We start from the raw sequence: 26,392 nt of genomic DNA, 5'->3' as shown, positions 1-26,392 counted from the left end.
GGCGCTGACGGTTCCGCTCAAATGAAAGCAAAGCCCAAAGCGTTACGCGTCGCGTTTCTTCAGCAGGAGATAGCCGCCCGCCAGCGCGGCGAGGGCCCACAGCGCCATGATTCCGAACCCGCCCCAGGGCCCGTACGGGGTGTCGTCGTCGATCGGCGTGACCACCTGCATGATCTTGCTGCCGGCCTGGTCGGGCAGATACCGGCCGATCTTCTTCGTCGCGGAGACGTTGCCGAGGATGTTGGAGATCAGGAAGAAGAACGGCATCAGGATGCCGAGCGACAGCATCGGCGAGCGCAGCATCGTGGCCACGCCCATCGAGAACACGGCGATGAGCGTCATGTACAGACCGCCGCCGATGACCGCCCGCAGGACGCCGCTGTCCCCGATCGACGCCTTGTGGGAGCCGAGCATGGCCTGCCCCAGGAAGAACGTGACGAAGCTGGTGGCGAGCCCGACGGCCAGCGCCAGCCCGGTGGCCACCGCGATCTTGCTGAAAAGCAAGGTGCCACGCTGCGGCACGGCGGCCAGCGAGGTGCGGATCATGCCGGTGCTGTACTCGTTCGACACCACCAGCACCCCGAACACGATCATCGCGAGCTGGCCGAGGCTCATCCCGGCGAAGCTGATGAAGGTGGGGTCGAAGGAGAGCCGGTCGTCGCGGCTCATGTTGTCGAACTCGTTGCCCGTGAACGCCGAGATCAGCATGCCGAGGGCGACGGTCACGACCACGGCGAGGGAGAGCGTCCACACGGTGGAGGCCACCGACCGGATCTTGGTCCACTCGGACCGGATGACCTGGGTCGCCGCCATCATCGGCTCCTCGTCCAGTCGTCGCCCCACTGCGGTCCGGGCTGCTCGGGCCGCTCGAGCGGCCCGGGGGGCGTGTCCGTGTGCGCGTGATACTCCACCGACTCCGCGGTCAGCTGCATGAACGCCTCCTCCAGGGAGGCCCGCTGGGGGCTCAGCTCGTGCAGCACGAGCTGGTGCTGCGCGGCCAGCTCCCCGATGTGCTCGGACTTGTCGCCGTCGACCTCCAGCACCCCGCTGCCGGTCTCGACGACCAGGACCCCGGCGCCGTGCAGCACGTCCAGCAGCCGCTCCCGCTGCGGGGTGCGGATACGGACGTACGAGCGCGAGTTCTGCGCGATGAAGTCGGCCATCGAGGTGTCGGCGAGCAGCCGGCCCTGCCCGATGACGACGAGGTGATCGGCGGTCAGCGCCATCTCGCTCATGAGATGGGAGGAGACGAACACGGTCCGCCCCTGCGCGGCGAGCGACTTCATCAGGTTGCGGATCCAGTGGATGCCCTCGGGGTCGAGGCCGTTGACCGGTTCGTCGAACATCAGGATCCGGGGGTCGCCGAGGAGCGCGCCCGCGATCCCCAGCCGCTGCCCCATGCCCAGCGAGAACCCCTTGGCCTTCTTCCTCGCCACGGAGGTGAGACCGACCGTGTCCAGCACCTCGTGCACCCGGCTCTTCGGGATGCCGTTGCTCTGCGCCAGGCACAGCAGATGGTTGAAGGCGCTGCGCCCGCCGTGCATGGCCTTGGCGTCCAGCAGGGCGCCGATGTACTTGAGGGGGTCCTTCAGCCGGTCGTAGTGCTGCCCGTCGATCCGGACGTCCCCGGCGGTCGGCCGGTCGAGGCCCAGCAGCATCCGCATGGTCGTGGACTTGCCGGCGCCGTTGGGACCGAGGAAGCCCGTGACGATGCCCGGTCTGACGGTGAAGGTGAGGTTGTTCACCGCGACCTTCTCGCCGTACCGCTTCGTCAGGCCCGACAGCTCGATCATGCGGCCACGCTAAAGCGCGACAAAGCCCTCTGCCACCGGAGTGGCGGAGGGCTTCGCCGATGTTCTTTCGCCGTACCCGTGGACGTTACCGGGACTGCTGAGCCGGGACCCCGCGGGAGATCGGCTCGTCGTCCGTGGACGGCGTACCGGCCGCGGCCACCGCGGCGCCGGTCAGCGTGGCGAGCATCTCGCGGACGTTCGTCAGCTGGGCGTTGATGCTGTCGCGGCGGTTGGTGAGGGCCGCCAGCTCGCGCTCGGATTCGGAACGGATCCGGTCCGCCTTGGCGTTGGCGTCGGCCACGATGTCCTCGGCCTGGCGCTGCGCCGTCTCGACGGTCTGACGGGCCCGGCGCTCGGCGTCGGTGCGCAGCTTCTCGGCCTCCAGGCGAAGCTGCTCCGCGCGGTGCTCGATCTCCGCGAGACGCTTCTCCGCCTTCTGCTGGCGGGACGCCAGGTCGCGCTCCGACTGCTCGCGGCGCTTGGCGAGGTTGGTCTCGAAGTCGGCGGCGGCCTGCGCGGCCTTGGCGCGGGTCTCCTCGAAGAGGGCGTCCGCCTCCTCACGCTTCGACTGCGCGTCCTTCTGCGCCTCGGACCGCAGCTGCGACGCGTCGCTCTTGGCCTTCTCGACGATCCGGACGCCCTCGTCCTCGGACTTCGCCTTGCGCTCCGCAGCGAACGATTCTGCGTCGTTGCGCACCTGCTGAGCCGCCGACTCGGCCAGCTCACGGTGCTGCTCGGCCGCGCGACGGGCCTCTTCGCGCAGGTCCTTGGCCTCTTCCTCGGCGAGGCGGAGGATCTTCTCGACACGCGCGCCGAGACCGGCGTACGACGGTTCCGCGTCGCTTACCTGGGCCTGGGCGTTCTGCGTCTCGAGGTGGAGCTCCTCGATGCGCTTTTCCAGAGCAGTGATACGAGCCAGAGCGCTGTCACGGTCGGAGACGAGCTTCGAGATGCGTTCGTCCACCTGAGCGCGGTCGTACCCACGCCGCACAAGCTCGAAGCCGTAGGGGGAAGTGTCGCTCATGGGGTTCCTGTCGAATGAGACCGGTGAGGTGATAGGTGGAATCCTAGGGGCCTGAACGGTGTGTCATCGAGCGTATACGTGTTTGATCTGGAGAATGAGACCCCTTTTGGGTGGCTGAGCGGCAGACCGCTTGCCAAAGCTCCGGTCAAAGGCACCAGACTTTAACGCAATTCACACATTCCGCTAGCCGTCCGAGGGCTTCCCACCCGATCGAGGCGCTCCGATCGTGGCGCTCGCCTTGACGCCGCCGTCCTTGCCGCCGGTCGGGATCTCGAAGGACTCCAGCGCCTCCAGCACGTCCTGGACCCGGGAGATCTCGGCGTTGATGTCCTCACGCCGGCGCACCAGGACCTCCAGCTCGCGCTTGCCCTCCTCGACCGTGCGCCGCGCCTCGCGGATCGCCTCGGCCTTGAGCTCCTCGGCCTCCCGGACGAGCGTCGCCTTCTTCTGCTCGGCCTCCTTGAGGAGCCCCTCGGCCTTCTTCACGGCGGCGATACGGACCTTGCCCGCCTCGGAGTTGGCGTCCGACACCAGCTCCTTGGCCTTCGCCTGCGCCTTGGCGAGTTGCTCCTCGGACGCCTTGATGAGCGCGTCGCAGCGGTCGCCGGTCGACTTCATCGTCTCGGCGGCCTCGCGGCGGGCCCGCTCGTGCAGCCCCTCGATCTCCCGCGTGATGCGGTCGCGCAGCTCCTCCGCCCGCTCCCTTATCGCGGTCGCGTCCCGGCGGGCGCCGACCAGCAGTTCGTCGGCGTCCGTACGGGCCCTCTCCACCCGGGAGTTGCCGTCGACCGTCGCCTCGGAGACCAGCCGCTCGGCCTCGTTGCGGGCCGCGCCGACCATCGAGTCGGCCTGCGCCTCCGCGTCCGCCGTGACCTGCTGCGCCTGCTGCTGTGCTTCCGTGAGCAGCTTGTCCGCCTCGGCCGCGGTCTCCGTGATGAGCGTGTCGACCTGCTCGGCCGCCTCGGAGCGCCGCTTGTTGGCCTCCTTGCGGGCCTCGTCCAGCGTCGAGTCGGCCTCCTCGCGGGCGACGCTCATCAGCCGGTCGGCCTCCGCCGCCGCCGTCGCCCTGACGCGCTCGGACTCGGTGCGGATCCGCTCGGCGTGCTGCTGCGCGGAACCCACCGTCTCGGCGGCTTCGGCGCGCAGCCGCTCCGCGTCCCCGGCGGCGTCCGAGATCAGCTTCTCCGCCTTGGCGACCGACTCGGCCCGCAGCCGGTCGGCCTCCGCGATCGTCTCGGACTGGAGGCGCTCGGCCTCCGCGATGGTCTCCGTCTGGAGCCGCTCCGCCTCGTTGCGGGCCTCGGTGATGAGGGTGTCGGCCTGCGTCGCCGCGTCCGAGCGGATGCGGTTGGCGTCGTCCCGGGCCTCGGCGCGGGTGCGCGAGGCGTCCTGGTCGGCCTGGGCGATGGCGTCCGAGACCTCGGTGCGGACCCGCTGGGCGTGCGCGGACGCCTCCGAGCGCAGCCGCTCCGCCTCCGCGATCGCCTCGCCGACGGTCTGCTCGGCCAGCGCCTGCGCGGCCTCCGACGCCTCGCTCGCCTCACGCCGGACCCGGTTCGCGTCCTCGGCAGCCCGCTCCTGCACCGCGTAGGCGTCGGAACGGACCCGGTCCGCCTCCTCCTCGGCCTCGCGCCGGGTACGTTCCGCCGCGTGCTCGGCGGCGGAACGCAGCCCGTTGATCTCGTCCTGCGCCTGCTCGTGCAGCCCGGCGACGGACTCCCGCACCTGCTGCGCGTGCTGCTCCGCCGCCGACACCATCTCGCCCGCGCGCCGGTCGGCCTCCTCGACCAGCCGGACGGCCTCGGTCTGCGCCTCCTCCACGCGCTTGCGCGCAGAGGCCAGCAGTTCCTCGCTCTGCCGACGGGCCTGCTCGCGTTCCTGGTCGGCCTCCTGGCGGGCGGAACCGAGGAGCTCCTCGGCCTCGCGGCGGCGCCGGAGCGCCTCCTCCTGGGCGGCGGCCAGCGTCTCGGACGCCTCGGTGGCCAGCCGCTCGGCGGCGGCCTGCGCCTCCGCGCGCACACGGTCGGCGGTGTCCTGTGCCTCCGACTTCAGCCGCTCCGCCTCGGCGGCGGCCTCGGAACGCAGCCGTACGGCGACGGCCTCGCCCTCGGCGCGCGAGGCGGACGCGTCGGCGGCGGCCTCGTTGCGCAGCCGGTCCACCTCCGCGGCGGCCTGCTGCTGGAGGGTGCGGATCCGCTCGGCGGCCTCCGAGCGCAGCCGGTCGGTCTCCTCGCCGGCCTCGCGGCGGATCCGCGCGGCCTCCTCCCGGGCCTCGGTCAGCGCCTGCTCGGCGGAGGCGAGGCGGGTCTCCGCCTCGGTGTGCAGCCGGTTCAGCTCCTCGGCGGCCTCCGCCTGCCGGGCCTCGACCCCGCGTTCGGTCTCCTCGCGCAGTTCGCGCGCGGCCTCCTCGGCGTTCGAGGTGATGGTCTCGGCCAGCTCCACCGCCTCGTCGCGCTGGCGCTCGGCCTCCGCGCGGGTGCGCTCCAGGGTCTCCTCGGCCTGCCGGCGCAGCGTGGTGGCGCGCTCGATGGCCTCGGTGCGCACCTTCTCGCTGTCCGACGTGGCCTTCTGGCGCAGCTCGTCCGCGTCGGCCTTCGCCTTGGACAGCAGCTCCTCGGCGGTCCTGGCCGCCTCCTCGATCTGCTGGACGGCCTCCTTGCGGGCCTCCGCGCGGATCTTCTCGCCCTCGGCGACCGCGTCGGCGCGCAGCTGCTCGGCCTCGCCGCGCAGCCGACGGGCCTCCTCCTGGAGCTCGACCGTCTTGGCGCGGTACTCCTTGGTGTCGTCCTTCGCGGAGCCCTTGAGCTGCTCGGCGATGTCGTGCGCCTCGGCGCGCAGCCGGTCCGCCTCGGTCTCCGCCTCGCGGCGGATCCGCTCGGCCTCCTCGGCGGCGGCCTTGGTGGTGTTCTGCGCGTCCTCCTGCGCCTTGATGAGGACGTCCTCGGCGGTCTTCGCCGCCTTCGACAGCTGGGTCGCGCTCTCCTCGGCCGTGAGCGTGCGGGCCTTCTCGGAGGCCTCCGCGACGATCTTCTCGGCCTCGCTGCGGGCGTCGGCGACGAGCTGCTCGGCGTCCGCCTTGGTGGCCTCGGCCTCCTTGGTGGCCTCGCTGACCAGCCGGGCGACCTGCTCCTTCGCCGTACGGGTGCGCTGCTCCTTGGCCGCCTCCGCGCCGGCGAGCGCCTTCTCGGCGGTGGCCTTGGCCTCCGCGAGCACCTTGTCGGCCTCGGCCTGCGCCTTGCGCAGCGCCTCCTCGGCCTCGGACATGCGCTGCTCGGCGGCGCGGCTGAGCTCACCGGCCTGCCGGCGGGCCGCGTCGGACTCCGTGGCGGTGGAGGTGCGCAGCTGCTCGGCGTGGTCGCTGGCCTCCTGGGCCTGGCTGGAGGCGGCGTTCAGCAGCCGCTCGGCGTCCGTGCGGGCCCGCAGCAGCAGCTGCTCGGCCTCCGCGCGGGTCGCCTCGGCGTCCGCCTGGAGCCGCTGGCGGGCCTCGGTGGCCACCCGTTCGGCCTCGGCGCGGGCGGCCGTCAGGGCCTGCTCGGCCTCGGCCCGCGACTCGTCGAGCAGCCGGCGGGCCTGTGCCTCGGTGCGGGCCCGCAACTGCTCGGCCCACGCCACGTTCTCGTTGACGTGCGACTCGACGTTCTGCCGGCGTTCCGCCAGCTCCTGGTCGAGCTGCTGGCGGCGGGCCACCGCCTCCTGGTGCAGCTCCGCCTGGAGCCGGGCCGCCTGTTCGGCGTGCTCCTGGAGGATCCGCTGCGTCTGCGCCCGGGCCTGGCTCAGCTCCCGTTCGGCGTCCTGCCGCAACTGGTCGGCCTGCATCTGCGCGTTACGCAGCATCTGCTCGGCCTGGTACCCGATGTCGCCGCCGTCGAAGGCGGGCCGGGACATGATGGTGCGACGCGCCTCGTGCAACTTGGCGCGCAGCACCTCGACCTGGTAGCCGAGGTCCTCGGCATGCTGGATCGCCTTTTCCCGCTCGGTCTTCAGCCGCTTCATCTCGGCTTCGAACCGAGTCAGGTGGTCGACGTCAGCCGCCGGCTCCCGCTCCTGGCTCTCGTAGCCCCGCACTGCGCGGTCCCATCCGTCCCTGGTCGCAAGCTTCCCGTACGAGCTCCGTCCATCCGCCGAACGGGGCTCCCGGGGAATGGTGTCAGATCAACGACGGAGCATGGGCTGCTGCCCCGACGCTCGTCCCCCGACACCCGGACCCCGGCTGCGTCCCGCCGCCGTACGGCAGGACCGGGTCGCCCCGGTGTGAGCGGCGACCGCCCCCAACCCTACCGGCCCATATGTACGAGGGTCAGTGCTCAGGTGACTCAACAGGCGCCGAAGTGACCAGTTCTGTCAGTACTCCGTGGCAATCCTTGGGATGCAGGAAGGTGATTCGTGACCCCATGGAGCCACGTCGCGGCTCTTCGTACAGAACGCGTACGCCCTTGTCCTTGATGTCCGCGGCGTCCGCGTCGACATCCGCCGTACCGAAAGCGATGTGGTGGACGCCCTCGCCGTTCTTGTCGAGCCACTTGGCCACGGTGGAATCCGGCCGTGTCGGCTCCAGGAGCTGGAGGTAGGAGGCCCCGCCGTCGGACGTATCGTTGATCTTGAGCATGGCCTCGCGCACGCCCTGCTCCTCGTTGACCTCGGAGTGGAACACCTCGAAGCCGTACGTGGAACGGTAGAACTCGACGGTCGCGTCGAGGTCGTGGCAGGCGATCCCGATGTGGTCGATTCGCGTCAGCATGCTGTTAGTGCAGCGCGCCGGACGTGGTTACGCAACGTGCGCGCGATCACACTGAAGGGCCGGTGACGGGGCGGACTACCGCTCAGTACATTCGAAGTAAACCCTCGTTCACTCCTCGGCCTGTGCGGGCCGGTAAGGGGAATCGCAGCTCATGACTCAATCGACTGGTTCCAACGGCACGACCTCGGTGATCGTCGCGGGCGCGCGGACGCCCATGGGGCGGCTGCTGGGCTCTCTGAAGTCCTTCTCCGGAGCCGACCTCGGCGGCTTCGCGATCAAGGCCGCCCTCGACCGTGCGGGGATCGGCGGCGACCAGGTGCAGTACGTGATCATGGGGCAGGTGCTCCAGGCCGGGGCAGGGCAGATCCCGGCCCGTCAGGCCGCGGTCAAGGCCGGCATCCCGATGAGCGTCCCGGCGCTCACGATCAACAAGGTGTGTCTGTCGGGCCTCGACGCGATCGCGCTGGCCGACCAGCTGATCCGCGCGGGTGAATTCGACATCGTGGTGGCCGGCGGCCAGGAGTCCATGACCAACGCCCCGCACCTGCTGCCGAAGTCCCGCGAGGGCTTCAAGTACGGCGCGATCGAGATGCTCGACGCGATGGCGTACGACGGTCTCACCGACGCCTTCGAGAACATCGCCATGGGCGAGTCCACGGAGAAGCACAACACGCGGCTCGGGATCGCGCGTCCCGAGCAGGACGAGATCGCCGCGCTGAGCCATCAGAGGGCCGCCGCCGCGCAGAAGAACGGCATCTTCGAGGCCGAGATCACCCCGGTCGAGATCCCGCAGCGCAAGGGTGAGCCGGTCGTCTTCAGCAAGGACGAGGGCATCCGCGCCGACACCACCGCGGAGTCCCTGGGCAAGCTCCGCCCGGCGTTCACCAAGGACGGCACGATCACCGCGGGCACCTCCTCGCAGATCTCCGACGGCGCGGCCGCCGTGGTCGTGATGAGCAAGGCCAAGGCAGAGCAGCTGGGCCTCTCGTGGATCGCCGAGATCGGCGCCCACGGCAATGTGGCCGGGCCGGACAACTCGCTCCAGTCCCAGCCCTCCAACGCCATCCTGCACGCCCTGAAGAAGGACGGCCTGGAGGTCTCCGACCTCGACCTGGTCGAGATCAACGAGGCCTTCGCCGCCGTGGCGGTGCAGTCAATGAAGGACCTCGGCGTGTCCACGGAAAAGGTGAACGTGAACGGCGGCGCCATCGCCCTGGGTCACCCGATCGGGATGTCCGGCGCCCGCCTCGTCCTGCACCTGGCCCTGGAGCTCAGGCGCCGGGGCGGCGGCGTGGGCGCGGCCGCGCTGTGCGGCGGCGGCGGTCAGGGTGACGCGCTGATCGTGCGGGTGCCCAAGGCCTGAGCCCCGTCGCCCGCGACTCGTGCACGTCTCACCCCGAACGGATCTGAACGGAGCTGTGATGCAGGACGTCTCCTCGCTGGTCGCCCAGGCCAGGGAAGGCCGGCCACGGGCCGTGGCCCGGCTGATCTCCCTGGTGGAGGGGGCGTCCCCGCAGCTCAGGGAGGTCATGGAGGCCCTGGCCCCGCTCACGGGCAACGCGTATGTGGTGGGCCTGACCGGTTCGCCGGGCGTGGGCAAGTCCACGTCGACGTCCGCGCTGGTCACCGCCTACCGCAAGCAGGGCAGGCGGGTCGGGGTGCTGGCCGTCGACCCGTCCTCGCCGTTCTCCGGCGGCGCCCTGCTCGGCGACCGCGTCCGGATGTCGGAGCACGCCTCCGACCCCGGCGTGTACATCCGCTCGATGGCCACCCGCGGCCATCTGGGCGGCCTCGCCTGGTCGGCCCCGCAGGCGATCCGGGTGCTGGACGCGGCGGGCTGCGACGTGATCCTGGTAGAGACGGTCGGCGTCGGTCAGTCGGAGGTCGAGATCGCGTCGCAGGCGGACACCAGCGTCGTCCTGCTGGCCCCCGGCATGGGCGACGGCATCCAGGCGGCCAAGGCCGGGATCCTGGAGATCGGCGACGTCTACGTCGTCAACAAGGCGGACCGGGACGGCGCCGACGCCACCGCCCGTGAGCTGAATCACATGCTCGGCCTCGGAGAGGCCCGCGGTCCCGGGGACTGGCGCCCGCCGATCGTGAAGACGGTCGCCGCCCGCGCCGAGGGCATCGACGAGGTCGTCGAGGCGCTGGAGAAGCACCGCGCGTGGATGGAGGAGCACGGCGTCCTCACCGAGCGGCGCCGCTCCCGCGCGGCCCGCGAGGTCGAGACGATCGCCGTCACGGCCCTGCGCGAACGCATCGGGGACCTGCACGGCGACCGCCGGCTGAGCACGCTCGCCGAGCGCATCGTCGCCGGCGAACTGGACCCCTACCGGGCTGCGGACGAACTGGTGGCGGGGCTGACCCAAGGCTGACCCAGGGCTGACGCGGGAAGCACGGGCCGCCCGAGGAAAGCGCCCGAGGCGAGGCGGCTGCGCGGAGGCCGGCGGGGTGCCTGCCCGGCGGTCACCTCGGAGCGGCACGGGATGCGGCCGGGCGGTGCTTCGGCGCGCTCCGGACGCGGGAAGCTCGGGGCGGCCCGAGGCCCGAGGAGCGGGGCGGCGATGCGGGCGTCGGCGGGGGTGCCTGCGCGGCGGTCATCGGTGTGCGGCACGTGTTGTGGGCCCGCGGTGCTTCGGCGCGCTCCGGACGCGGGGGCGCGCTCGTCGCGAAAGGCCTCGTCGGGCTCCGGGCCGCGCTGATACGGTCGCGTTCATGTTCCTTCTCTTGGCATAGGGCCCGCCTCGGCCCGTGATCGGTGAGCGGCGTACGGCCGCCCCGCTCGCGGCGATCAGGCGTCCCCTTTTTCTCCTGCCATGAGTCGAGGAACTCCTCATGTCCGCTTCGCCTGCCCTGCGGCCCTCGTATGCCGTCGTCCTGCGCGTTCCGCACGCCCGCCGTACCTTCGCCGCCGCGCTGACCGGACGGCTGTCGTACGGGATCGTCCCGCTGTCCCTGATGCTCGCCGTGACCCGCTCCTCGGGCTCGTACGCGGTGGCGGGCACCGTGATGGCCCTGTTCGGGGCCACCACCGTCTTCCTGTCGCCCGCGAGGGCGGCCCTCATCGACCGGCACGGGCCACGCCGGGCACTCCTTCCGATGACCGCCGCCTACCTCGCGGTGCTCGCCCTGCTGACCCTGGCCCTCGCGCGCCCGTCCGGCGCCCCGGCCCCCGTGCTGGGCGCCCTCGCCGCCACCGCGGGCGCCTGTGTGCCGCCGCTGGGCCCCACCATGCGGGCGGTCTGGGGGAGGCTCACCCCGGACCGCGCCCTGCTCCAGCGTGCGTACAGCCTCGACGGCGTCGCCGAGGAACTCCTCTTCGTCACCGGGCCGTTGCTGGTCGGAGTCCTCGTCGGCTTCGCCCCGCCGGCCGCGGGGATCGTCGTCGGGGCGGTCCTGATGGCCGGGGGCACGGCCGGGTTCCTGTCCTCGCCGGCCGTGCGGGCGGTGGAGCCGGGGAAGGCCACCGTGCGGCGCGGCGCCGGCGGTCTGCGCGGGCTCGGGCGGCCGGTGGTCGCCATGGTGGGTGTGGGGCTGGCGCTGGGCGTGGTCGATCTGCTGGTCGTGGTGTTCGCCGAGCGCCACGGGCACGGGACCGGCGGGGCGAGCGCCGCCTGGGTGCTGGCCGCGCTGTCGGCAGGCAGCGCCGTCGGCGGGCTGCTCAACGGGGCCGTCACCTGGCGGGCGTCGGCCGGGGCGCGGCTGCCGCTGCTCACGGCGGGACTCGGTCTGACGCTGTGCGGTGCGGGACTCGCGCCGGGGCTCGGCACGCTCGCCGTCGCCGTCGCGGCCGCCGGGTTCTTCGTGTCGCCGGCGATCACCACGGCCTACCTCATCGCCGACGAGATCGCCGCGCCGCAGGCCCGGGTGCGGGCCGGGGCGTGGGTCAACACGGCCGTCAACGCGGGCAGTACGGCCGGCACGGCGGTCGCCGGAGCGCTGGCCGGGGGGCTGCCGGTGGCGGTGTGCTTCGCGCTGACCGGAGCGGTGGTGCTGATGACGGCGGCGGCCGTCGCCGGAGGCGCCCGGAGGGGCACGCGCGATCTCATGCCCCTCGCCTGACGGCCGCGGCGCCCGCCCGGTCGGTCGTCGAGGGGCCGGGTGACCTTGCCCCTGCGCACCTCGGCCTGCCACTCGCCGGCCGTGGCGGCGTCCACGCCCCACACCGCGGCGCGGTCGTCGTCGTCCAGGTCGGTGTCGCGATGCACGCCGACGGTCCGGTCGGCGCCGACGACGGTGCCCGGCGTGTGCGAGCGCTCCGTACGGCCCGACGACGTACGCGGCCGTGACGGCGGCGGGGCGGGGCTGGGCCCGGCGAGCGCCCGGGACGTGGCCGTTCGGCACGGTGGCACGCTCACGGTCCGTGAGACGCCGACAGGCGGAGCCCTGTTCGAGCTCCGCCTGTCGATCGGCTGGACCGATCGCCTGAACCGATCGTCTAGCGGGAGTCCCTCACGGGCGTCCCCGCTGCCCGCGGAGGTGGTCCGCGACGGGCTTCAGGGCCTTGGAGAGTTCCGTCGTGGAGTCGGGGGAGAGCAGGTCGATGAAGTGCCGCCGCACGGAGTCCACATGATGGGGAGCGACCTTCTGCATCGTCTCCATGCCGTGCTCCGTCAGGACCGCGTACAGGCCCCGGCGGTCGGACTCGCAGTTCTCACGGCGCACCAGGTTGGCGCTCTCCATGCGGGTGATCTGGTGCGAGAGACGACTCTTGGACTGGAGGGTGGCGGACGCGAGGTCGCTCATCCGCATCCGGACGCCCTCCGACTCGGAGAGATTCACCAGGATCTCGTAGTCGTTCATGGTCAGGCCGAACGGTTGGAGATCCTTTTCGAGCTGGTACGTCAACAGCCTGTTGACCTCCAGGTGGGTGCGCCAGGCGCACTGCTCCGCATCGGTCAGCCAGCGCGTGGCCGTTTCGGTCTCCATAGATGAAGTCTACCTAAAATGTTGAAAGGCGAACTAGTGAGGGTGGTGTGACGGTGCGCACGCGTTCGATGTCACACTCCGCAGACTACCGCTCACAGCCCGAAGCGACGCTGGAGGTCCCCCAGCTGTCCGGGAAGGCGCGGTGCGCCGGTTTGCGCTCCGTGGCCGCCGTGCCCACCGGGTCCGGCGCCTGCGCCGGGTACTCCCGGCTCGTGCGGAACCGCCCCCGTCGCCTGCTCGGCCATGAGCAGCTCGGTCGACTGGAGCAGCACCGTCCCGGCGCCCACGAACTCGAACTGGTGCTCCTCCCCGGAAGCCCCTCCGAGGCCTGTCAGCGCACGTAGACCGCCCATCAGGCCGGTCATGTACCCGTGGTCGTAGTGATGGCACGGAGAGGGGCAGTCGGCCCAGCCGACGAGCGCCTGCGGATCGACCCGGATCGGGGGTTCCATGAACACCACCGGACCGTTAGATGCCGCCACGAACTTGCCGGTTCCGATCAGCGTGAGAAATCCCGGCACGATCGACTGCTTGAGCGACAGAGTTGGCTGAAAAGCGAGCAGATTGCCCGAGCGAATGGTCAGGTTGCCCTCGTCCAGGTCGTACGAATTCACGTCGAAGGCCCGGTCGGCGAGGAGCATCTTGCCCGAGCCCTCCGCCACGACCCAGTCGCTGGCGTGCAGAGGCGAATGAAACGAAGTGCGCACCAGACGGTCCAGACGGCCGTGTCCGATGCCGTTGAAGTCGATCGACCCGTAGTAGGCGATCATCTTCCCCTTCTGGAGGAACCACTGGCTCCCCTTGAGCTCCACGCAGAAGGTGTAGCTGTTCACGTTGTCGTCGACCGGCAGGGTCATCGGGTCGTGCACCGTCGGGCCGCCGCCCGGAGCCCCGTACATGCTCACAGCTTCTCCTCCGACGCCTGGACGAACACCGCACCGCTGCCGCTCAGCTCCAGCTGGAACGCCTCGCCGGAGCCCCGGCCCACCATGTCCCGCCAGCCCAGCGCCGTCGACAGCTTGTTGCGGACGTCGCCGTGGTGGGCGACATAGGCCTGGGGGTCGACATGGACCGGGCGCTGCGGGGTGATCGGCACCTCGAAGACTCCGCCGTGGGCCATCACGGCGACGGCGCCGTGCCCCTTCAGGGTGGTGGTGAACAGACCCTGTCCGCTGACCTGGCCGCGGACCATGCCCATGACCCCGCCCTGGGAGCCCAGGAACATCGTGCCCTGCTGGAGGGTGCCCTCGAAGGCGAGCAGGCGGTCCGCCTCGACGTACAGCGTGTCGCCGGTGAGCCGGATGACCTGGACGTGGTGGCCGCCGTGCCCGAAGAGGACCGTGCCGCTGCCCTCGACGGTCATCAGGGGGGTGTCCTCGTTGGCGAGCCGCCGCCCGATCATGGACATCACCCCGCCCTGGCCGCCCTGGACGTTGGGGGTGAAGGCCACCTCGCCGCGGTAGGCGAGCATGGCGCCGCGCTGACTGAAGAGCCTCTGGCCGGGCACGAGGGTCGCCTCGACCATCTTGGAGTTGATCTCGCGGAAGGTCATCTCACACATCCCCCGCGATCGTGTTGCGCTCGCTCGGCTGGACGTACACCAGGCCGTCCCCCTCGAACCGGATCTGGAAGGCCTCGCCGCCGCCCTCGCCCATGAACGTGCGGAAGGTCACACCGGACTGGAAGGTCTGCCGGACGTTGCCCTGGTGCGCGACATAGGCGCCGGGGTCGACGGTCAGCGGGTACTGCGGACTGACGCGCAGCACCACGGCCGGCCCGTCCGAGGTGATGGCCGCCTGGCCGGAGCCCTCGACGGTCGTCGTGAAGAGCCCGTTGCCCTGGGTCGCGCCGCGCAGCCCGGTGAAACTCGTCCCGGTCCTGAGTCCGGCGTCGGTCGCGAGGAGATTGCTCGACTCGACGTACAGCTTGTCCCCCCGGAGCTGGACGAGATTGATCTCGGAGGCACGATCGGCCAGCCAGCACGTGCCCTGCCCTCTCACCTCCATCATGGTCATCTGCTCGCCGGTGAGCCGCCGGGTGACCATCCCCCGGATGCCCTCACCGCCGCCGCTGAGCTTCTTGAACGCCATCTGGCCGTCGTACGCGACCATGGAGCCGTTCTTCGCCTTCACGGCGTCCCCGGTCACGTCGACGGCGAGCACCTTGCTGCCTTGAAGTCGAAACATCGCCACGCGGTGAAGGTATCGGCCGTACGGGTGCGCCGAACAGCACCCGGGGGTGGAGAACGACCCTGAACGCACCCTTAGGTGGACCGTTTGCCACAATGGGCGAACGCTTGTGCGTGTATTCACAAACCGATCTGTTCGTCGCCGTACCTCCCCCCGAAGGTGACCCGTGGACCTGAAGACAGCCTCCGCCCTCCGCCGCCTGCGCCTGGTCTCCGCCCCCGAGGCCGTGTCCTTCCTTCTCCTGCTGGTCTGCTCGGTGCTGAAGCGGACCACGGACTTCAACGCGGTGCCCGTGATGGGCATGGTCCACGGAGTGCTGTTCGTCCTGTACGTGCTCTTCTGGGCGGACGCCTGGAACCGCGCGAAGTGGTCCCTGAGGACCGCGGCCCTCTACTTCGTCCTGTCGGTCCTGCCGACCGGCGGATTCTTCGCCGAGCGCAAGCTGCGCCGTGAGGCCGAGGACGCGGTCGTCGCCTCCCGCGCCCGCCAGGAGATGGCGGCGAAGGCGTGATCGTCGCGTTCTCGGTCACGCCGCTGGGCGTCGGCGACGACGTCGGCGAATACGTCGCCGACGCCGTCCGGATCGTCCGCGCGTCCGGCCTCCCGAACCGCACCGACGCCATGTTCACCTCCATCGAGGGCGAATGGGACGAGGTCATGGACGTCGTCAAGCGCGCCGTGGCCGCCGTCGAGGAGCGAGCCCCCCGGGTCTCCTTGGTCCTGAAGGCGGACATCCGCCCCGGTGTGACGGACGGTCTGACCTCGAAGGTGGAGACGGTGGAACGGCATCTGGAGGAGCGCTCGGAGTAGCCGAAGGGACAGCGACGGGACACCCGTTTGAGCAATAGTCGCTCGAACGGGTCATATCGGATGGGGTTACGGCCGGTGCCGCCTGGCTAATGTCTCCCGAGGCCGATCAAGTTCCGCGCGCTGGCGTGGCACTGAAGGGGAGTGTGCGGTGGCAGGGCGGCGCGGACCGGGGCTGGTCGGCAGGGTGGTCACCGCGTTCCTGGTGGCGGCGGCGCTTTCGGGGGTCTGCGTGGGGGAAACGCCCCGGCCACCGGCGTGCGCGCCCGCCCGGGGCGAGCTGACCGTGGACGATCTGCCCGCCGGCTCGTCCGTGTTCGCCTGCCTCGCCGTCGGCCGGGTGGTCACCCACGAAGGCGCCGGAGTGGCGGTGCCCGAACCCGGCACGACGGTCAGCGTCGACGCGCTCACCGTGGACGGCTCGGCGCACGGATTCACCCTGACGGTCGCGGCCGACGGAACGGTCTCGTACGCCTATGAGGCGGCCCCTGCGCAGGCCGCCGCCAGGGCCCGCGCCGACGCCCCGGCCCCCTGCGTCGACAGCGCCTACTCCACCGAGGGCCGCAAGGAGTACGACACGTACGAGTGGTTCATCGGCGACGGCCCCCTGCCGGGTCGGCTGTCCCACGCCGAGGGCCGGCGGGCCTTCGAGGACGCCATCGCCACCATCACCACGAGCCGCAACGACTGCGGCTACGACGACAGGGTCACGGCGAAGGCCAGGTTCCTGTCGGCCACCGGCAACGAGGCCGGCATCGACCGGGAGGCCCGCTGCACCCGCCGGGACGGTCTGAGCGTGTGGGACGCGGGCGACATCGGCGGCGAAGCCGTCGCGACGACCTGCTCCTGGAGCCGGCCGGTGCCCGGCGGGCCCGAGGAACTGCTCGAGGCCGACGTCCGCTTCAACACCCATGACTTCCCGTTCACGAACCGCCCGGCCGGCGGCTGCACGCACGCCTACGACATCCGCAGCGTCGCCACGCACGAGGCCGGGCACGTCTTCGGCCTCGGTCACTCCGGCGCCGGACACGAGAACCTCACCATGTACGCGAACTCCTTCGCCTGCTCCACGGACGCCCGCACGCTCGGCAAGGGCGACGTCCTCGGGCTGCGCAGCCTCTACTGAGCGTCGCCCGACACCAGCGCCATCCCCAGCGGCGTCCGCTCGTACAGCACCTGGTGGCCGTAGCGCCGGGACAGCAGCAGGCCGGAGTCGCGCAGCACCGTCAGGTGCGCGGAGACCGAGGACGGGGCGAGGCCGAGCCGGTGGGCGAGGGCGGAGGTGGTCGCCGGATCGTCGAGCGCGCCGAGCACGGCTGCCCGGCCCCGGCCCAGCAGCCGGACGAGCGCCTCGGGGGAGCGGGCGGTGGTGTTGGTCCACAGGCCGCCGATGCCGCGCGCCGGGTAACCGGGACACCGCCCGCCGGCTACCTCCGGGTCTTCGCCGTCCGCGAGTTCCGAGCCGTCTTCGCCGCCCACCTGCTGTCCATGCTCGGCGTCATCGTCGCCGAGATCGCGCTGTCCGTCCTCGTCTACGACCTGACCGGATCAGCGCTGATGAGCGCCCTGGCCTGGGCGCTCGGCTTTCTGCCCTACGTCGTCGGCGGCACCCTGCTCGCCGGGGTCGCCGACCGCTTCCCGGCCCGGCGCGTGCTCGTGGGCTGCGACCTGGTGTGCGCGCTGTGCGTGGTGCCGATGACGGCGCCGGGCGCGCCCCTCGCCGTACTGCTCGCCCTGCGCTGCTGCCTCGCCGTCGTCTCGCCGATCTTCGCGGGCACCCGGATGGCCACCCTCGCGGACATCCTCGGCGACGGCGACCTGTTCGTCCTCGGACGCTCCCTGCTGCGCATCACCGCGCAGAGCGCGCTGCTCGTCGGCTTCGGACTCGGCGGGCTGCTGCTCACCGTCGCCTCCCCGCGCCAGGCCCTGCTCGTCACCGTCGCCACCTTCCTGGCCTCCGCCGCGCTGCTGCGGCTCGGCACCCGCCGCCGCCCCGCCCGGGCCAGGACCGGCGGCGCCCTGGTCACGGACTCCCTCAAGGGCGCCCGGCAGATCCTCGCCGACCGGCGGGTACGGGCGCTGCTGCTGCTCTTCTGGGTGCCGCCGACCTTCACGGTCGCCCCGGAGGCGCTGTCCGCGCCCTACGCCGACGGTCTCGGCGTGGGCTCCGTCGGCCTCGGCCTGCTGATGTGCGCGCTGCCGGTCGGCGCGATCGCCGGCGAGCTGTACGCGGGCGCGCTGCGGCCGGTCACCCGGGAGCGGGTCGCGCTGCCGCTCGTCTGTGTGACCCTGCTGCCCTATCTCGGCTACGCCCTCCACCCCGGCCTCGCCGTCTCGCTGCTCCTGCTGGCGGTCTCGGGCGCCGGGTCGGCGTACACGCTCGGCCTCGACCAGTGGATCGTCCGGGACGTGCCCGAGGAGCTGCGCGGTCGGGCCATGACGCTGCTCACCGCCGGGCTCATGACGTTCCAGGGCGTCGGCATGGCCCTGGCGGGGGTGGCCGCGGAGCTGGTGGGCGTGGCGGCCGCGGTCGCGGGGGCCGGAGTGCTGGGAACGGTCTGCTGCGTACTGTCCGCCCTGGAAGTCCGGCGGACCGAGGGCCGAGACGGGGCTGACCACGATATGACCGGCCGGTAAGGTTTCGAGGCGTGCCGAAACCGCCCAGTCTCCCCTTCGACCCCATCGCCCGCGCCGACGAGCTCTGGAAGCAGCGCTGGGGGAACACGCCGTCCATGGCCGCGATCACCTCGATCATGCGCGCGCACCAGATCCTGCTCGCCGGCGTCGACGCCGTGGTCAAGCCGTACGGCCTGACGTTCGCACGATTCGAGGCGCTGGTGCTGCTCACGTTCTCCAAGGAGGGCGAGCTGACCATGTCGAAGATCGGCGAGCGGCTCCAGGTGCACCCGACCTCGGTGACGAACACCGTCGACCGCCTGGTGAAGTCGGGCCTGGTCGCCCGGCGCCCCAACCCCAACGACGGCCGCGGCACCCTCGCCGTCATCACCGACAAGGGCCGGGAGGTCGTCGAGGAGGCCACCCGCGACCTGATGGCGATGGACTTCGGTCTCGGGGTGTACGACGCGGAGGAGTGCGGGGAGATCTTCGCGATGCTCAGGCCGCTGCGGGTCGCCGCGCACGACTTCGACGAGGAGTGACCCGGATCCGGATCCGGCAGGAGTGACCCGGGGCAAGATCTCCCGGAACGGGTCGTTACGCTCGTCGGCATGAAGAAGAGCGTGCTGACCCGCTACCGCGTCCTGGCCTATGTCACCGGTGTGCTGCTGGTCCTGCTGTGCCTGGGCATGATCGCCAAGTACGGCCTGGACGTCGACGGGGCCGCGGACTTCACCCGCGTCGTCGCCATCGCGCACGGCTGGCTCTACGTCCTCTACCTGGTCTTCGCCTTCGACCTGGGTTCCAAGGCGAAGTGGCCGGTCGGCAAGCAGCTGTGGGTGCTGTTGGCCGGGACCGTCCCCACGGCCGCCTTCTTCGTGGAGCGCAGGATCAGCCGCGAGCTGGAGGGCCGGATCGCCGACGAGGCTCCGGTGGCCGCCAAGGCCTAGCTCCGGCGCCGGGTCCCGCCGCCCGCCCGCCCGCTGGCCCCCCGCCCGCTGGCCGTCCGGCCCGCCCGTCGGTCGTCCGATCCGCCGCCGTCTCCACGTCGCGCACGCGCGGGTACGGCGGTGGGTCACGCACAGTTACTAGGATGTCCTACCAATAGCCATCGACATTTACTTGGACGTCCTAGTAAATTTGAGGCATGGACGCTGACGCCATCGAGGAGGGCCGCCGTCGCTGGCAGGCCCGGTACGACGCTTCGCGCAAGCGTGAGGCCGACTTCACCACGCTCTCCGGGGACCCCGTGGAGCCGGCGTACGGGCCCCGGCCCGGTGACGCGTACGAGGGCTTCGAGCGGATCGGATGGCCCGGGGAGTACCCCTTCACGCGCGGCCTGTACCCGACCGGCTACCGGGGGCGCACCTGGACCATCCGGCAGTTCGCCGGGTTCGGCAACGCCGAGCAGACCAACGAGCGCTACAAGATGATCCTGGCCAACGGCGGCGGGGGCCTGTCCGTGGCCTTCGACATGCCCACGCTGATGGGGCGCGACTCCGACGAGCGGCACTCGCTGGGCGAGGTCGGGCACTGCGGGGTCGCCATCGACTCGGCCGCCGACATGGAGGTCTTGTTCAAGGACATCCCGCTGGGCGACGTCACGACCTCCATGACGATCAGCGGGCCGGCCGTCCCCGTCTTCTGCATGTACCTCGTCGCCGCCGAACGGCAGGGCGTCGACCCGGGCCTCCTCAACGGCACGCTCCAGACGGACATCTTCAAGGAGTACATCGCCCAGAAGGAGTGGCTCTTCCAGCCCGAGCCGCACCTGCGTCTCATCGGCGACCTGATGGAGTACTGCGCGGCCGGCATCCCCGCCTACAAGCCGCTGTCCGTCTCCGGCTACCACATCCGCGAGGCCGGCGCGACGGCCGCGCAGGAGCTGGCCTACACGCTGGCGGACGGCTTCGGGTACGTGGAGCTGGGGCTCAGCCGCGGTCTCGACGTGGACGTGTTCGCGCCCGGGCTGTCCTTCTTCTTCGACGCGCACGTCGACTTCTTCGAGGAGATCGCCAAGTTCCGCGCGGCGCGCAGGATCTGGGCGCGCTGGATGCGGGACGTCTACGGGGCGAAGTCCGAGAAGGCGCAGTGGCTGCGCTTCCACACCCAGACCGCCGGGGTCTCGCTGACCGCCCAACAGCCGTACAACAACGTGGTGCGGACGGCCGTGGAGGCCCTCGCGGCGGTGCTCGGCGGGACCAACTCGCTGCACACGAACGCCCTGGACGAGACGCTCGCGCTGCCGAGCGAGCAGGCGGCGGAGATCGCGCTGCGCACCCAGCAGGTGCTGATGGAGGAGACCGGCGTCGCCAACGTCGCCGATCCGCTGGGCGGTTCCTGGTACGTCGAGCAACTGACGGACCGGATCGAGGCCGACGCCGAGAAGATCTTCGAGCAGATCAGGGAGCGGGGACTGCGGGCCCACCCCGACGGGCGGCACCCGATCGGGCCGATCACCTCCGGGATCCTGCGCGGGATCGAGGACGGCTGGTTCACCGGGGAGATCGCCGAGTCGGCGTTCCGGTACCAACAGGCCGTGGAGAAGGGCGAGAAGCGGGTCGTCGGCGTCAACGCGTACACCGGGTCGGTGACCGGGGACCTGGAGATCCTCCGGGTCAGCCACGAGGTGGAGCGGGAGCAGGTGCGGGCGCTGAGCGCACGCAAGGCCGCGCGGGACGAGACGGCGGTGCGCGACGCGCTCGCCGCCATGCTGGGCGCCGCCCGTGACGGCTCCAACATGATCGGGCCGATGCTGGACGCCGTGCGGGCCGAGGCGACGCTGGGCGAGATCTGCGAAGTGCTGCGGGAGGAGTGGGGGGTGTACACGGAGCCCGCGGGCTTCTAGACGGCGCCCGGAGGGGCGGGGAGAGGGCGGGGGCGGGTCTGCGGCCCCCGCCCTCAGACGCGTTCGCCGGGGAGGTCCCCGGACGGGCCGGTGGACGCGGTCAGGCCCAGGAGAAGGATCCGGGTGAAGCTCCGTACCCACTCCTCGTCCGCGGGTTCCGCGCTGACCAGGGTGCGGTGGACCACCGCGCCCGCCACGACGTCGAAGATGAGGTCGACCGTGCGGGCGGCCTCGGCCGGGTCGGTCTGCGGGGGGAGTTCACCGCGCGCCTGGGCGCGGGCGCGGCCCTCCAGGACCAGATCCTTCTGCGGGTCGACGATGGAGGCCCGGATGCGCTCGCGCAGGGCGTCGTCGCGGGTGGACTCGGCGACGGCCGCCATCAGGCCGCTCTTGGCCTCCGGCCGGGCCAGGATCGCCGCGAACTGGAGGACCACGCCCTCGATGTCGGCGGCGAGGCTGCCCCGGTCGGGGAGTTCGAGTTCGCCGAACAGTTCCGCGACCGCGTCGACGACCAGTTCGTTCTTGCCGGCCCAGCGGCGGTAGAGGGTCGTCTTGGCGACCCCGGCGCGCGTCGCCACGTCTCCCAGCGTCAGCTTGGACCAGCCCAGCTCGACCAGCGCCTCCCGGGTCGCGGCCAGGATCGCGGTGTCCGCGGCGGCACTGCGCGGACGGCCCGAACGGCCCGTACGGCAGGCGGGGGTGCGGATCTGCATTCCCCGACCATAACCGGCGGTTTGTGATGGGCTTCCGTGAGGGAGATCACCGATGCGTGGTGTTGCGGAGGCACCCCGTGCCATTACGCTACGACTCGTAGCGAAAGCTCGCGCGGGACGTGCGCGGGCCGGAAGGCCCGGCAGGGTGCGGGGTGGGGACCCCGGTGCTCATGTTCGGGATGTTCGGGACGTATTCGGAACGCTTTTCACGCAGGCGCGCGGACGGGGGAGGATAGACGCATGCAGCCACGGAACATGTCCATGAGCGGAGTCGTCGACCTCGCCGCGGTGAAGGCGGCCCAGGAGGCCAAGGCGAAGGCGGAGCAGACGCGCGCCGAAACGGCACGGCAGGGCGGCGCGGGGGCCGTCTCCCCCGCCGATCTCGTCATCGACGTCGATGAGGCGGGCTTCGAGAGGGAGGTCCTCCAGCGGTCCGCCGAGGTGCCCGTCGTCATCGACTTCTGGGCCGAGTGGTGCCAGCCCTGCAAGCAGCTGAGCCCCGTCCTCGAGCGGCTCGCCGTCGAGTACGACGGCCGCTTCCTGCTCGCCAAGATCGACGTCGACGCCAATCAGATGCTGATGCAGCAGTTCGGGGTGCAGGGCATCCCGGCCGTCTTCGCGGTCGTCGCGGGGCAGGCGCTGCCGCTCTTCCAGGGGGCCGCCGGCGAGGCGCAGATCCGGCAGACCCTCGACCAGTTGGTACAGGTCGCCGAGGAGCGGTTCGGGCTCACCGGCCTGACCGTCGACGCCGACGCCGGGCCGGGCGCCGAGGAGGCGGTCGCGGCCGAGCCCGTCGGGCCGTACGACGCGCTGCTCGAAGCCGCCGTACGGGCGCTGGACGCCGGTGACTTCGGCGGCGCCGTGCAGGCGTACCGCAACGTGCTCGCCGACGACCCGGGCAACAGCGAGGCCAAGCTCGGGCTCGCGCAGGCCGAGTTGCTCCAGCGGGTGGGCGACATGGACCCGCAGCAGGTGCGCAAGGACGCCGCCGACAAGCCGGAGAACGCCGAGGCGCAGATCGCCGCGGCCGACCTGGATCTGGTGGGGGGTCATGTCGAGGACGCGTTCGGACGGCTCATCGACACCGTGCGGCGCACGGCCGGGGACGACCGGGACGCCGTACGGCTGCGGCTCCTCGAACTGTTCGAGGTGGTAGGGCCGGACGACCCCCGGGTCGCGGCGGCCCGGCGAGCGCTGGCGCGCGCCCTGTTCTGATCCGGCGGGAGCCGGGTGCTGACCAGTCACTAAACGTCAGAGCCCGTGGTGCCGGAGTGAAAGTTCCGCCGATGCGGTTCCCCTGCGGCCGCGCTTTACCAAATCTTGGTAATCGCGGCCGCTGTTACTGCAAGTAAGACTCGGGCGCTGTTCTGTCGGATTCTGTCCAGCGATCAACAGCTTTGTCCCGGGCGTCGATGACACCCTGTGTTGCCGGTCGAGACCTATGGGTCGTTGTTCGGTTATCCGGCCGTTACTAGCGAGTAACGAACCCCCTTGTGCGGGCGGCGAGAATGCACCACGATCGGCCACGCTCGGTCCAATCCCCTACCCCGGCAGCCGGTTGGGTCAAGGGGTTTTCCTGGGTCCCCACCGAGCAGAGCCGACGGCAGTGGAGTCGGCTCTCGGACAGGGGGGTCTTCGCTGCGGCGAAGCCTGTCCGGCAAGGTTGTGCGTGATGCGTGTCAGGCGCGACCAGTGGTTGTCGCTCGGGGGTGATCGCCGGTGATCGGTGCGCGGTTCGCGCCTCCGAGACAGGCGCTCCCCTTCCCGAGGACGTAGCACTTCTCCCATCCCTGCCCGGCTGAGCCGCCGTTCGAGGGGGCTAGTCAGGGCCAGGAGATGTACGTCCGAGAAGGAGGAAATATGGAGTCCCAGGTGCGTGGCGGGACCAGATGGAAGCGCTTCGCTGTGGTCATGGTGCCCAGCGTCGCCGCTACGGCATGTATAGGTGTCGCCCTCGCGCAGGGTGCACTGGCCGCGTCGTTCAGCGTGTCCGGTCAGTCGTTCAAGGTGAGCGCGGACAAGCTTGAAGGCACGGGCTTCTCGCAGTACGGCGCGATCGACTCGGGTTACACCCTCGACGGCAAGAAGACGGCTCACGCCGTCGCCGTCTCGGCGTTCAAGAGCGCCTCGATCACGAACATGTGCCAGTCCGTGGTCACCCCGAACATCCCGCTGCTCGGTTCCGTCAGCCTCACGCTGAAGGCGGGCGGCGGCGGTACGCCGGTCGAGGCAGAGAACCTGTACATCGACGTCGAGGACCTGAGCGCGGACGCCGTGTTCAGGGGCATCGACATCGGTGTGGCCGCCAAGGACGCCTCCAAGGGTCCGGGCCTCAAGAGCGGTGACGCGGCGAACCCGTACGGGTTCGCCCAGCAGGCGGACTCCGCCACGCTGACCGACGTGAAGCAGACGGCGTGGGCCACCACCGCCGGAACCTTCAAGCTCAGCGGCCTGAAGATGTCGCTGTCGACGGGTGTCAAGGAGTGCTACTAAGCACTCTCTGACGGGCGGGGGGGCCGGTGGCGCCCCCGCCCGTCCAGTCTGAAGCCCGGGGCTTCACCTGCAGTTCGACTCACCACCACAGAAACGCCGCACCAGGGAGCTGTTTTCCATGAGCGCCGAGACCCCTGTCGCCCCCGGTCAGTTCACCCGCCGGAGGCAGCAGTTCCGCGCCTGGCGGGGAACCAGGCCGTTCTGGGCGGGCCTGTTCGTCCTTATCGCCGGCTTCCCCATCGCCTACTTCCCGTACGCGCACCTCCAGGTGGGCCACCTGACATTGGCGATGGCCACCACCGCGGGCGCGGGGTCGCTGATCATCGGTGTGCTGCTGGGCGTCCTGGGCATCAGTCTGTGGTTCCAGAAGCACGTACAGGTCTTCGCGGGAGTCGCGGCGATCCTGCTCGGTCTGGTGTCCATCCCGGTGTCGAACCTCGGCGGTTTCCTCATCGGCTTCCTGTTCGCGCTGATCGGCGGGGCGATGGCCGTGTCCTGGGTGCCGGGCTCACCGCCCGCCCCGGCTCCGGGCCCCGAGGCCGACGCGACCGCCGGAGGCGCCCCCGAGGGCGCGTTCCCCGCAAGTCCCGCCGACGCGGGCGACCTCACCGCGAACCCGTACAGCACGGGCCCGGCCCCCACCGAGAAGCCGTCCTTCACGAAGGACGACCACGGGGCGGGCGAGCCGCACGATCTGCACGATCTGTCAGGAACGAGCCCGGCCAACGGGGCGAACGGGAGGCACAGTGCCGGCTGACGAGGTTTCCACCGGGAGCGATGTGGACGCTGCCCGCGTGAGAACCACCGGGCCGCGGCACGCGGCACCCAAGAAGCCGCTCTTCACCAGGTTCCACATGCCGGCCGGCAAGGCGATAGCCCTGGCGGCCATGCCGACGGCGGTCCTCATGGGAATGGGGTTCACGCCGACCCTGGCCAACGCCGAGGACCAGCCGGCGTCCAAGAGCCTCACCATCGACGAGTACAAGGACTGTGTGGCGGCCCTGGAGGACGCGGACGCCTCCGCGTCGGCCTCCCCGTCGCCGTCCGCCTCGGCGAGCGCGAGCGAATCGGCCGACGACTCCAAGGACGACTCCAAGGACGAGTCCGCGGACGACTCGAAGGACACGTCGAGCAACTCGGGCGACACGGATGACTCCGGTTCGTCGGATTCAGGTTCCGACGACACGGCCGAGCCCGCTCCGTCCGCGTCCTCCGCGGCCACCGAGCCCGAGAAGTCGTCGACGTCCGGTGACACCGCCACGGCGAGCCCCTCCGCCTCCGAGACGAGCAAGAACGTCCTGGAGACCATCGGCGACGCCATCACGGACCTCTTCGACGGCAACGAGTCCGACGCGACGGCCAGTTCGAGCCCGTCCCCGTCCGCCTCGGAATCGGCGTCGACCGGCGACTCGTCGTCGGACGCCGGCTCGGGCTCCTCGGCCGGCTCCGGCTCCTCCGACACCGGCTCGGCCGGCAAGGACACGTCCGGTACCTCCAAGGACGCCACCGACGCCGTCACCGACACGGCGAAGGACACCGTCAAGGACACCGCCGACGAGGCCGAGGACACGACGAAGGACACCGAGGAGGCCGCCGACGACGCCACGGCTTCGCCGAGCCCCTCGGAGAGCGCCACCACAAACGCCGACGACTGCCCCGCCGCCACGGACGACGAGGGCGGCATCGACAACAAGATCAGGCTGCCCGACGACCCCTGGTACCTGAACGCCAGTTCGCTGCTCCTCAAGGGCGCCGACTACCAGGGCATCGTCAAGGTGAAGACGGCCAACGGCACGGTCAAGGAAGTGCTGAAGTACGTCATATCCGACGGCACCGACATCGGCGACCTGCACCAGACGGTGGACGACAAGCAGTCCGGCAAGACGTACCACGTGCAGGCGGGCAAGGGCACGACGTCCACCATCCGTGACGGCGACACGATCATGTACACGGAGAGCATCTCCGGGAACCTGTTCGGCCTGATACCCATCACGTTCACCCCGAAGAGCCCGCCGCCGCTGAACATCCCGCTGATCTACTTCACCGACGTGAAGGTCCAGCAGGCGGGCCAGCTCGGCGGCACGCTGACCGTCCCCGGTCTGCACCAGTACACGACCGGCTGAGCAGCACCGGCCGATCGTCCCCGAACCCATCCGGGAGCCGCGAAAAACGCTGAGGGCGCCCCCTGTTCACAGGGGGCGCCCTCAGCGCCGTACCGGCCCGCTCAGGGGGCCGGCGC

25 protein-coding genes and 1 pseudogene are annotated in these 26,392 nt (G+C 71.1%); 15 read left to right on the top strand and 11 right to left on the bottom strand.

Features of this window, described 5'->3' with window-relative positions:
* Positions 1 to 42: 42 nt before the first annotated feature.
* The 5 genes from ACIRPU_RS25830 to mce all read right to left on the bottom strand — a co-directional run bounded on the left by ACIRPU_RS25830 (position 43) and on the right by mce (position 7,555).
* On the bottom strand, positions 43 to 813 hold the full coding sequence (locus tag ACIRPU_RS25830; RefSeq protein WP_403871379.1) for an ABC transporter permease: 771 nt from the start codon (positions 811 to 813) through the stop codon (positions 43 to 45).
* On the bottom strand, positions 813 to 1,793 hold the full coding sequence (locus tag ACIRPU_RS25825; RefSeq protein WP_403871376.1) for an ABC transporter ATP-binding protein: 981 nt from the start codon (positions 1,791 to 1,793) through the stop codon (positions 813 to 815). Before ACIRPU_RS25825 ends, ACIRPU_RS25830 begins: the two co-directional genes overlap by 1 nt.
* An 85-nt stretch (positions 1,794 to 1,878) precedes the next feature.
* Positions 1,879 to 2,817, bottom strand: coding sequence for a cellulose-binding protein (locus ACIRPU_RS25820; RefSeq protein WP_020131158.1), 939 nt, complete (start codon positions 2,815 to 2,817; stop codon positions 1,879 to 1,881).
* 183 nt (positions 2,818 to 3,000) lie between these two features.
* Complete coding sequence (gene scy / locus ACIRPU_RS25815; protein WP_403871373.1) at positions 3,001 to 6,882, bottom strand: polarized growth protein Scy; 3,882 nt, start codon at positions 6,880 to 6,882, stop codon at positions 3,001 to 3,003.
* Between the two features lie 232 nt (positions 6,883 to 7,114).
* Entirely contained in the window at positions 7,115 to 7,555 is a 441-nt protein-coding gene (mce, locus tag ACIRPU_RS25810; RefSeq protein ID WP_057603473.1) for a methylmalonyl-CoA epimerase, read from the bottom strand.
* Between the two features lie 151 nt (positions 7,556 to 7,706).
* Here mce and ACIRPU_RS25805 point away from each other — a divergent pair, with 151 nt between their 5' ends.
* From ACIRPU_RS25805 to ACIRPU_RS25790, 4 genes and pseudogenes are all read left to right on the top strand, one after another.
* Positions 7,707 to 8,918: an acetyl-CoA C-acetyltransferase gene (locus ACIRPU_RS25805; RefSeq protein ID WP_355704158.1), complete on the top strand. Its 1,212-nt coding sequence runs from the start codon at positions 7,707 to 7,709 to the stop codon at positions 8,916 to 8,918.
* Positions 8,919 to 8,976: 58 nt separating this feature from the next.
* The gene (meaB, locus tag ACIRPU_RS25800) at positions 8,977 to 9,933 is read left to right on the top strand and encodes a methylmalonyl Co-A mutase-associated GTPase MeaB (protein WP_385557803.1); all 957 of its coding nucleotides are present in this window, start codon (positions 8,977 to 8,979) and stop codon (positions 9,931 to 9,933) included.
* A 460-nt stretch (positions 9,934 to 10,393) separates the two neighbouring features.
* On the top strand, positions 10,394 to 11,620 hold the full coding sequence (locus ACIRPU_RS25795) for an MFS transporter (protein ID WP_403871369.1): 1,227 nt from the start codon (positions 10,394 to 10,396) through the stop codon (positions 11,618 to 11,620).
* Between the two features lie 183 nt (positions 11,621 to 11,803).
* Positions 11,804 to 11,965, top strand: a pseudogene (locus tag ACIRPU_RS25790) (two-component sensor histidine kinase); the annotation flags it as partial.
* 45 nt (positions 11,966 to 12,010) lie between these two features.
* On the opposite strand, the gene ACIRPU_RS25785 reads toward ACIRPU_RS25790, so the two are convergent.
* The 4 genes from ACIRPU_RS25785 to ACIRPU_RS25770 form a co-directional block, all read right to left on the bottom strand.
* Complete coding sequence (locus tag ACIRPU_RS25785) at positions 12,011 to 12,487, bottom strand: MarR family transcriptional regulator (RefSeq protein WP_355704161.1); 477 nt, start codon at positions 12,485 to 12,487, stop codon at positions 12,011 to 12,013.
* A gap of 92 nt (positions 12,488 to 12,579) precedes the next feature.
* Entirely contained in the window at positions 12,580 to 13,386 is an 807-nt protein-coding gene (locus ACIRPU_RS25780; protein WP_403871724.1) for an AIM24 family protein, read from the bottom strand.
* A gap of 2 nt (positions 13,387 to 13,388) precedes the next feature.
* Entirely contained in the window at positions 13,389 to 14,039 is a 651-nt protein-coding gene (locus tag ACIRPU_RS25775; protein ID WP_355704178.1) for an AIM24 family protein, read from the bottom strand.
* A gap of 1 nt (position 14,040) precedes the next feature.
* Entirely contained in the window at positions 14,041 to 14,673 is a 633-nt protein-coding gene (locus tag ACIRPU_RS25770; RefSeq protein ID WP_355704179.1) for an AIM24 family protein, read from the bottom strand.
* 169 nt (positions 14,674 to 14,842) lie between these two features.
* On the opposite strand from ACIRPU_RS25770, the gene ACIRPU_RS25765 reads away from it, so the two are divergent.
* The 3 genes from ACIRPU_RS25765 (at position 14,843) to ACIRPU_RS25755 (ending at position 16,609) form a co-directional block, all read left to right on the top strand.
* Positions 14,843 to 15,187 carry a DUF3817 domain-containing protein gene (locus tag ACIRPU_RS25765; protein ID WP_403871366.1) on the top strand — a complete coding sequence of 115 codons (345 nt, stop codon included), beginning with the start codon at positions 14,843 to 14,845 and terminating at the stop codon, positions 15,185 to 15,187.
* Entirely contained in the window at positions 15,184 to 15,486 is a 303-nt protein-coding gene (locus ACIRPU_RS25760; RefSeq protein ID WP_355704163.1) for an MTH1187 family thiamine-binding protein, read from the top strand. The genes ACIRPU_RS25765 and ACIRPU_RS25760 overlap by 4 nt, the downstream gene beginning before the upstream one ends.
* 148 nt (positions 15,487 to 15,634) lie before the next feature.
* The gene (locus ACIRPU_RS25755; RefSeq protein WP_403871362.1) at positions 15,635 to 16,609 is read left to right on the top strand and encodes a matrixin family metalloprotease; all 975 of its coding nucleotides are present in this window, start codon (positions 15,635 to 15,637) and stop codon (positions 16,607 to 16,609) included.
* Here ACIRPU_RS25755 and ACIRPU_RS25750 read toward each other — a convergent pair.
* A complete protein-coding gene (locus ACIRPU_RS25750) occupies positions 16,603 to 16,962 on the bottom strand; it encodes an ArsR/SmtB family transcription factor (RefSeq protein WP_403871359.1) in 360 nt (119 codons plus the stop codon). The two genes, ACIRPU_RS25755 and ACIRPU_RS25750, sit on opposite strands and share 7 nt — an antisense overlap.
* A 9-nt stretch (positions 16,963 to 16,971) precedes the next feature.
* Between ACIRPU_RS25750 and ACIRPU_RS25745 the strand changes: the two genes are divergently transcribed.
* The 4 genes from ACIRPU_RS25745 to ACIRPU_RS25730 all read left to right on the top strand — a co-directional run bounded on the left by ACIRPU_RS25745 (position 16,972) and on the right by ACIRPU_RS25730 (position 20,947).
* The gene (locus ACIRPU_RS25745) at positions 16,972 to 18,120 is read left to right on the top strand and encodes an MFS transporter (protein WP_403871356.1); all 1,149 of its coding nucleotides are present in this window, start codon (positions 16,972 to 16,974) and stop codon (positions 18,118 to 18,120) included.
* 11 nt (positions 18,121 to 18,131) lie between these two features.
* A complete protein-coding gene (locus ACIRPU_RS25740; protein WP_355704167.1) occupies positions 18,132 to 18,641 on the top strand; it encodes a MarR family transcriptional regulator in 510 nt (169 codons plus the stop codon).
* Between the two features lie 69 nt (positions 18,642 to 18,710).
* On the top strand, positions 18,711 to 19,049 hold the full coding sequence (locus ACIRPU_RS25735) for a DUF3817 domain-containing protein (RefSeq protein ID WP_057603486.1): 339 nt from the start codon (positions 18,711 to 18,713) through the stop codon (positions 19,047 to 19,049).
* A 197-nt stretch (positions 19,050 to 19,246) separates the two neighbouring features.
* The gene (locus ACIRPU_RS25730) at positions 19,247 to 20,947 is read left to right on the top strand and encodes a methylmalonyl-CoA mutase (protein WP_403871352.1); all 1,701 of its coding nucleotides are present in this window, start codon (positions 19,247 to 19,249) and stop codon (positions 20,945 to 20,947) included.
* A gap of 53 nt (positions 20,948 to 21,000) precedes the next feature.
* On the opposite strand, the gene ACIRPU_RS25725 is transcribed toward ACIRPU_RS25730, so the two are convergent.
* Entirely contained in the window at positions 21,001 to 21,660 is a 660-nt protein-coding gene (locus tag ACIRPU_RS25725) for a TetR/AcrR family transcriptional regulator (protein WP_385557779.1), read from the bottom strand.
* A gap of 240 nt (positions 21,661 to 21,900) precedes the next feature.
* Between ACIRPU_RS25725 and ACIRPU_RS25720 the strand changes: the two genes are divergently transcribed.
* The 4 genes from ACIRPU_RS25720 to ACIRPU_RS25705 all read left to right on the top strand — a co-directional run bounded on the left by ACIRPU_RS25720 (position 21,901) and on the right by ACIRPU_RS25705 (position 26,276).
* On the top strand, positions 21,901 to 22,875 hold the full coding sequence (locus ACIRPU_RS25720) for a tetratricopeptide repeat protein (protein ID WP_403871348.1): 975 nt from the start codon (positions 21,901 to 21,903) through the stop codon (positions 22,873 to 22,875).
* A gap of 645 nt (positions 22,876 to 23,520) precedes the next feature.
* The gene (locus ACIRPU_RS25715) at positions 23,521 to 24,153 is read left to right on the top strand and encodes a DUF6230 family protein (protein ID WP_403871345.1); all 633 of its coding nucleotides are present in this window, start codon (positions 23,521 to 23,523) and stop codon (positions 24,151 to 24,153) included.
* A 118-nt stretch (positions 24,154 to 24,271) separates the two neighbouring features.
* Complete coding sequence (locus tag ACIRPU_RS25710) at positions 24,272 to 24,910, top strand: DUF6114 domain-containing protein (protein ID WP_403871342.1); 639 nt, start codon at positions 24,272 to 24,274, stop codon at positions 24,908 to 24,910.
* Positions 24,900 to 26,276 (top strand): hypothetical protein, encoded by a 1,377-nt coding sequence (locus tag ACIRPU_RS25705; RefSeq protein WP_403871339.1) that lies wholly within the window; start codon positions 24,900 to 24,902, stop codon positions 26,274 to 26,276. The genes ACIRPU_RS25710 and ACIRPU_RS25705 overlap by 11 nt, the downstream gene beginning before the upstream one ends.
* Positions 26,277 to 26,392: the final 116 nt, after the last annotated feature.

This window comes from Streptomyces sp. NPDC102259 (assembly GCF_044766465.1).
Classification (GTDB): Bacteria; Actinomycetota; Actinomycetes; order Streptomycetales; family Streptomycetaceae; genus Streptomyces.
This window is presented reverse-complemented; position numbering and strand designations above follow the sequence as displayed.

Excerpts from the sequence above, each read along its gene's own strand:
- ACIRPU_RS25830 (WP_403871379.1), bottom strand. The coding sequence starts at position 813 with ATGGCGGCGACCCAGGTCATCCGGTCCGAGTGGACCAAGATCCGGTCG.
- ACIRPU_RS25805 (WP_355704158.1), top strand. The coding sequence starts at position 7,707 with ATGACTCAATCGACTGGTTCCAACGGCACGACCTCGGTGATCGTCGCG.
- meaB (WP_385557803.1), top strand. The coding sequence starts at position 8,977 with ATGCAGGACGTCTCCTCGCTGGTCGCCCAGGCCAGGGAAGGCCGGCCA.
- ACIRPU_RS25795 (WP_403871369.1), top strand. The coding sequence starts at position 10,394 with ATGTCCGCTTCGCCTGCCCTGCGGCCCTCGTATGCCGTCGTCCTGCGC.
- ACIRPU_RS25825 (WP_403871376.1), bottom strand. The coding sequence starts at position 1,793 with ATGATCGAGCTGTCGGGCCTGACGAAGCGGTACGGCGAGAAGGTCGCG.
- mce (WP_057603473.1), bottom strand. The coding sequence starts at position 7,555 with ATGCTGACGCGAATCGACCACATCGGGATCGCCTGCCACGACCTCGAC.
- ACIRPU_RS25745 (WP_403871356.1), top strand. The coding sequence starts at position 16,972 with ATGCTCGGCGTCATCGTCGCCGAGATCGCGCTGTCCGTCCTCGTCTAC.
- ACIRPU_RS25715 (WP_403871345.1), top strand. The coding sequence starts at position 23,521 with ATGGAGTCCCAGGTGCGTGGCGGGACCAGATGGAAGCGCTTCGCTGTG.
- ACIRPU_RS25720 (WP_403871348.1), top strand. The coding sequence starts at position 21,901 with ATGCAGCCACGGAACATGTCCATGAGCGGAGTCGTCGACCTCGCCGCG.
- ACIRPU_RS25820 (WP_020131158.1), bottom strand. The coding sequence starts at position 2,817 with ATGAGCGACACTTCCCCCTACGGCTTCGAGCTTGTGCGGCGTGGGTAC.
- ACIRPU_RS25785 (WP_355704161.1), bottom strand. The coding sequence starts at position 12,487 with ATGGAGACCGAAACGGCCACGCGCTGGCTGACCGATGCGGAGCAGTGC.
- ACIRPU_RS25710 (WP_403871342.1), top strand. The coding sequence starts at position 24,272 with ATGAGCGCCGAGACCCCTGTCGCCCCCGGTCAGTTCACCCGCCGGAGG.
- ACIRPU_RS25725 (WP_385557779.1), bottom strand. The coding sequence starts at position 21,660 with ATGCAGATCCGCACCCCCGCCTGCCGTACGGGCCGTTCGGGCCGTCCG.
- ACIRPU_RS25735 (WP_057603486.1), top strand. The coding sequence starts at position 18,711 with ATGAAGAAGAGCGTGCTGACCCGCTACCGCGTCCTGGCCTATGTCACC.
- ACIRPU_RS25770 (WP_355704179.1), bottom strand. The coding sequence starts at position 14,673 with ATGTTTCGACTTCAAGGCAGCAAGGTGCTCGCCGTCGACGTGACCGGG.
- ACIRPU_RS25780 (WP_403871724.1), bottom strand. The coding sequence starts at position 13,386 with ATGTACGGGGCTCCGGGCGGCGGCCCGACGGTGCACGACCCGATGACC.
- ACIRPU_RS25775 (WP_355704178.1), bottom strand. The coding sequence starts at position 14,039 with ATGACCTTCCGCGAGATCAACTCCAAGATGGTCGAGGCGACCCTCGTG.
- ACIRPU_RS25730 (WP_403871352.1), top strand. The coding sequence starts at position 19,247 with ATGGACGCTGACGCCATCGAGGAGGGCCGCCGTCGCTGGCAGGCCCGG.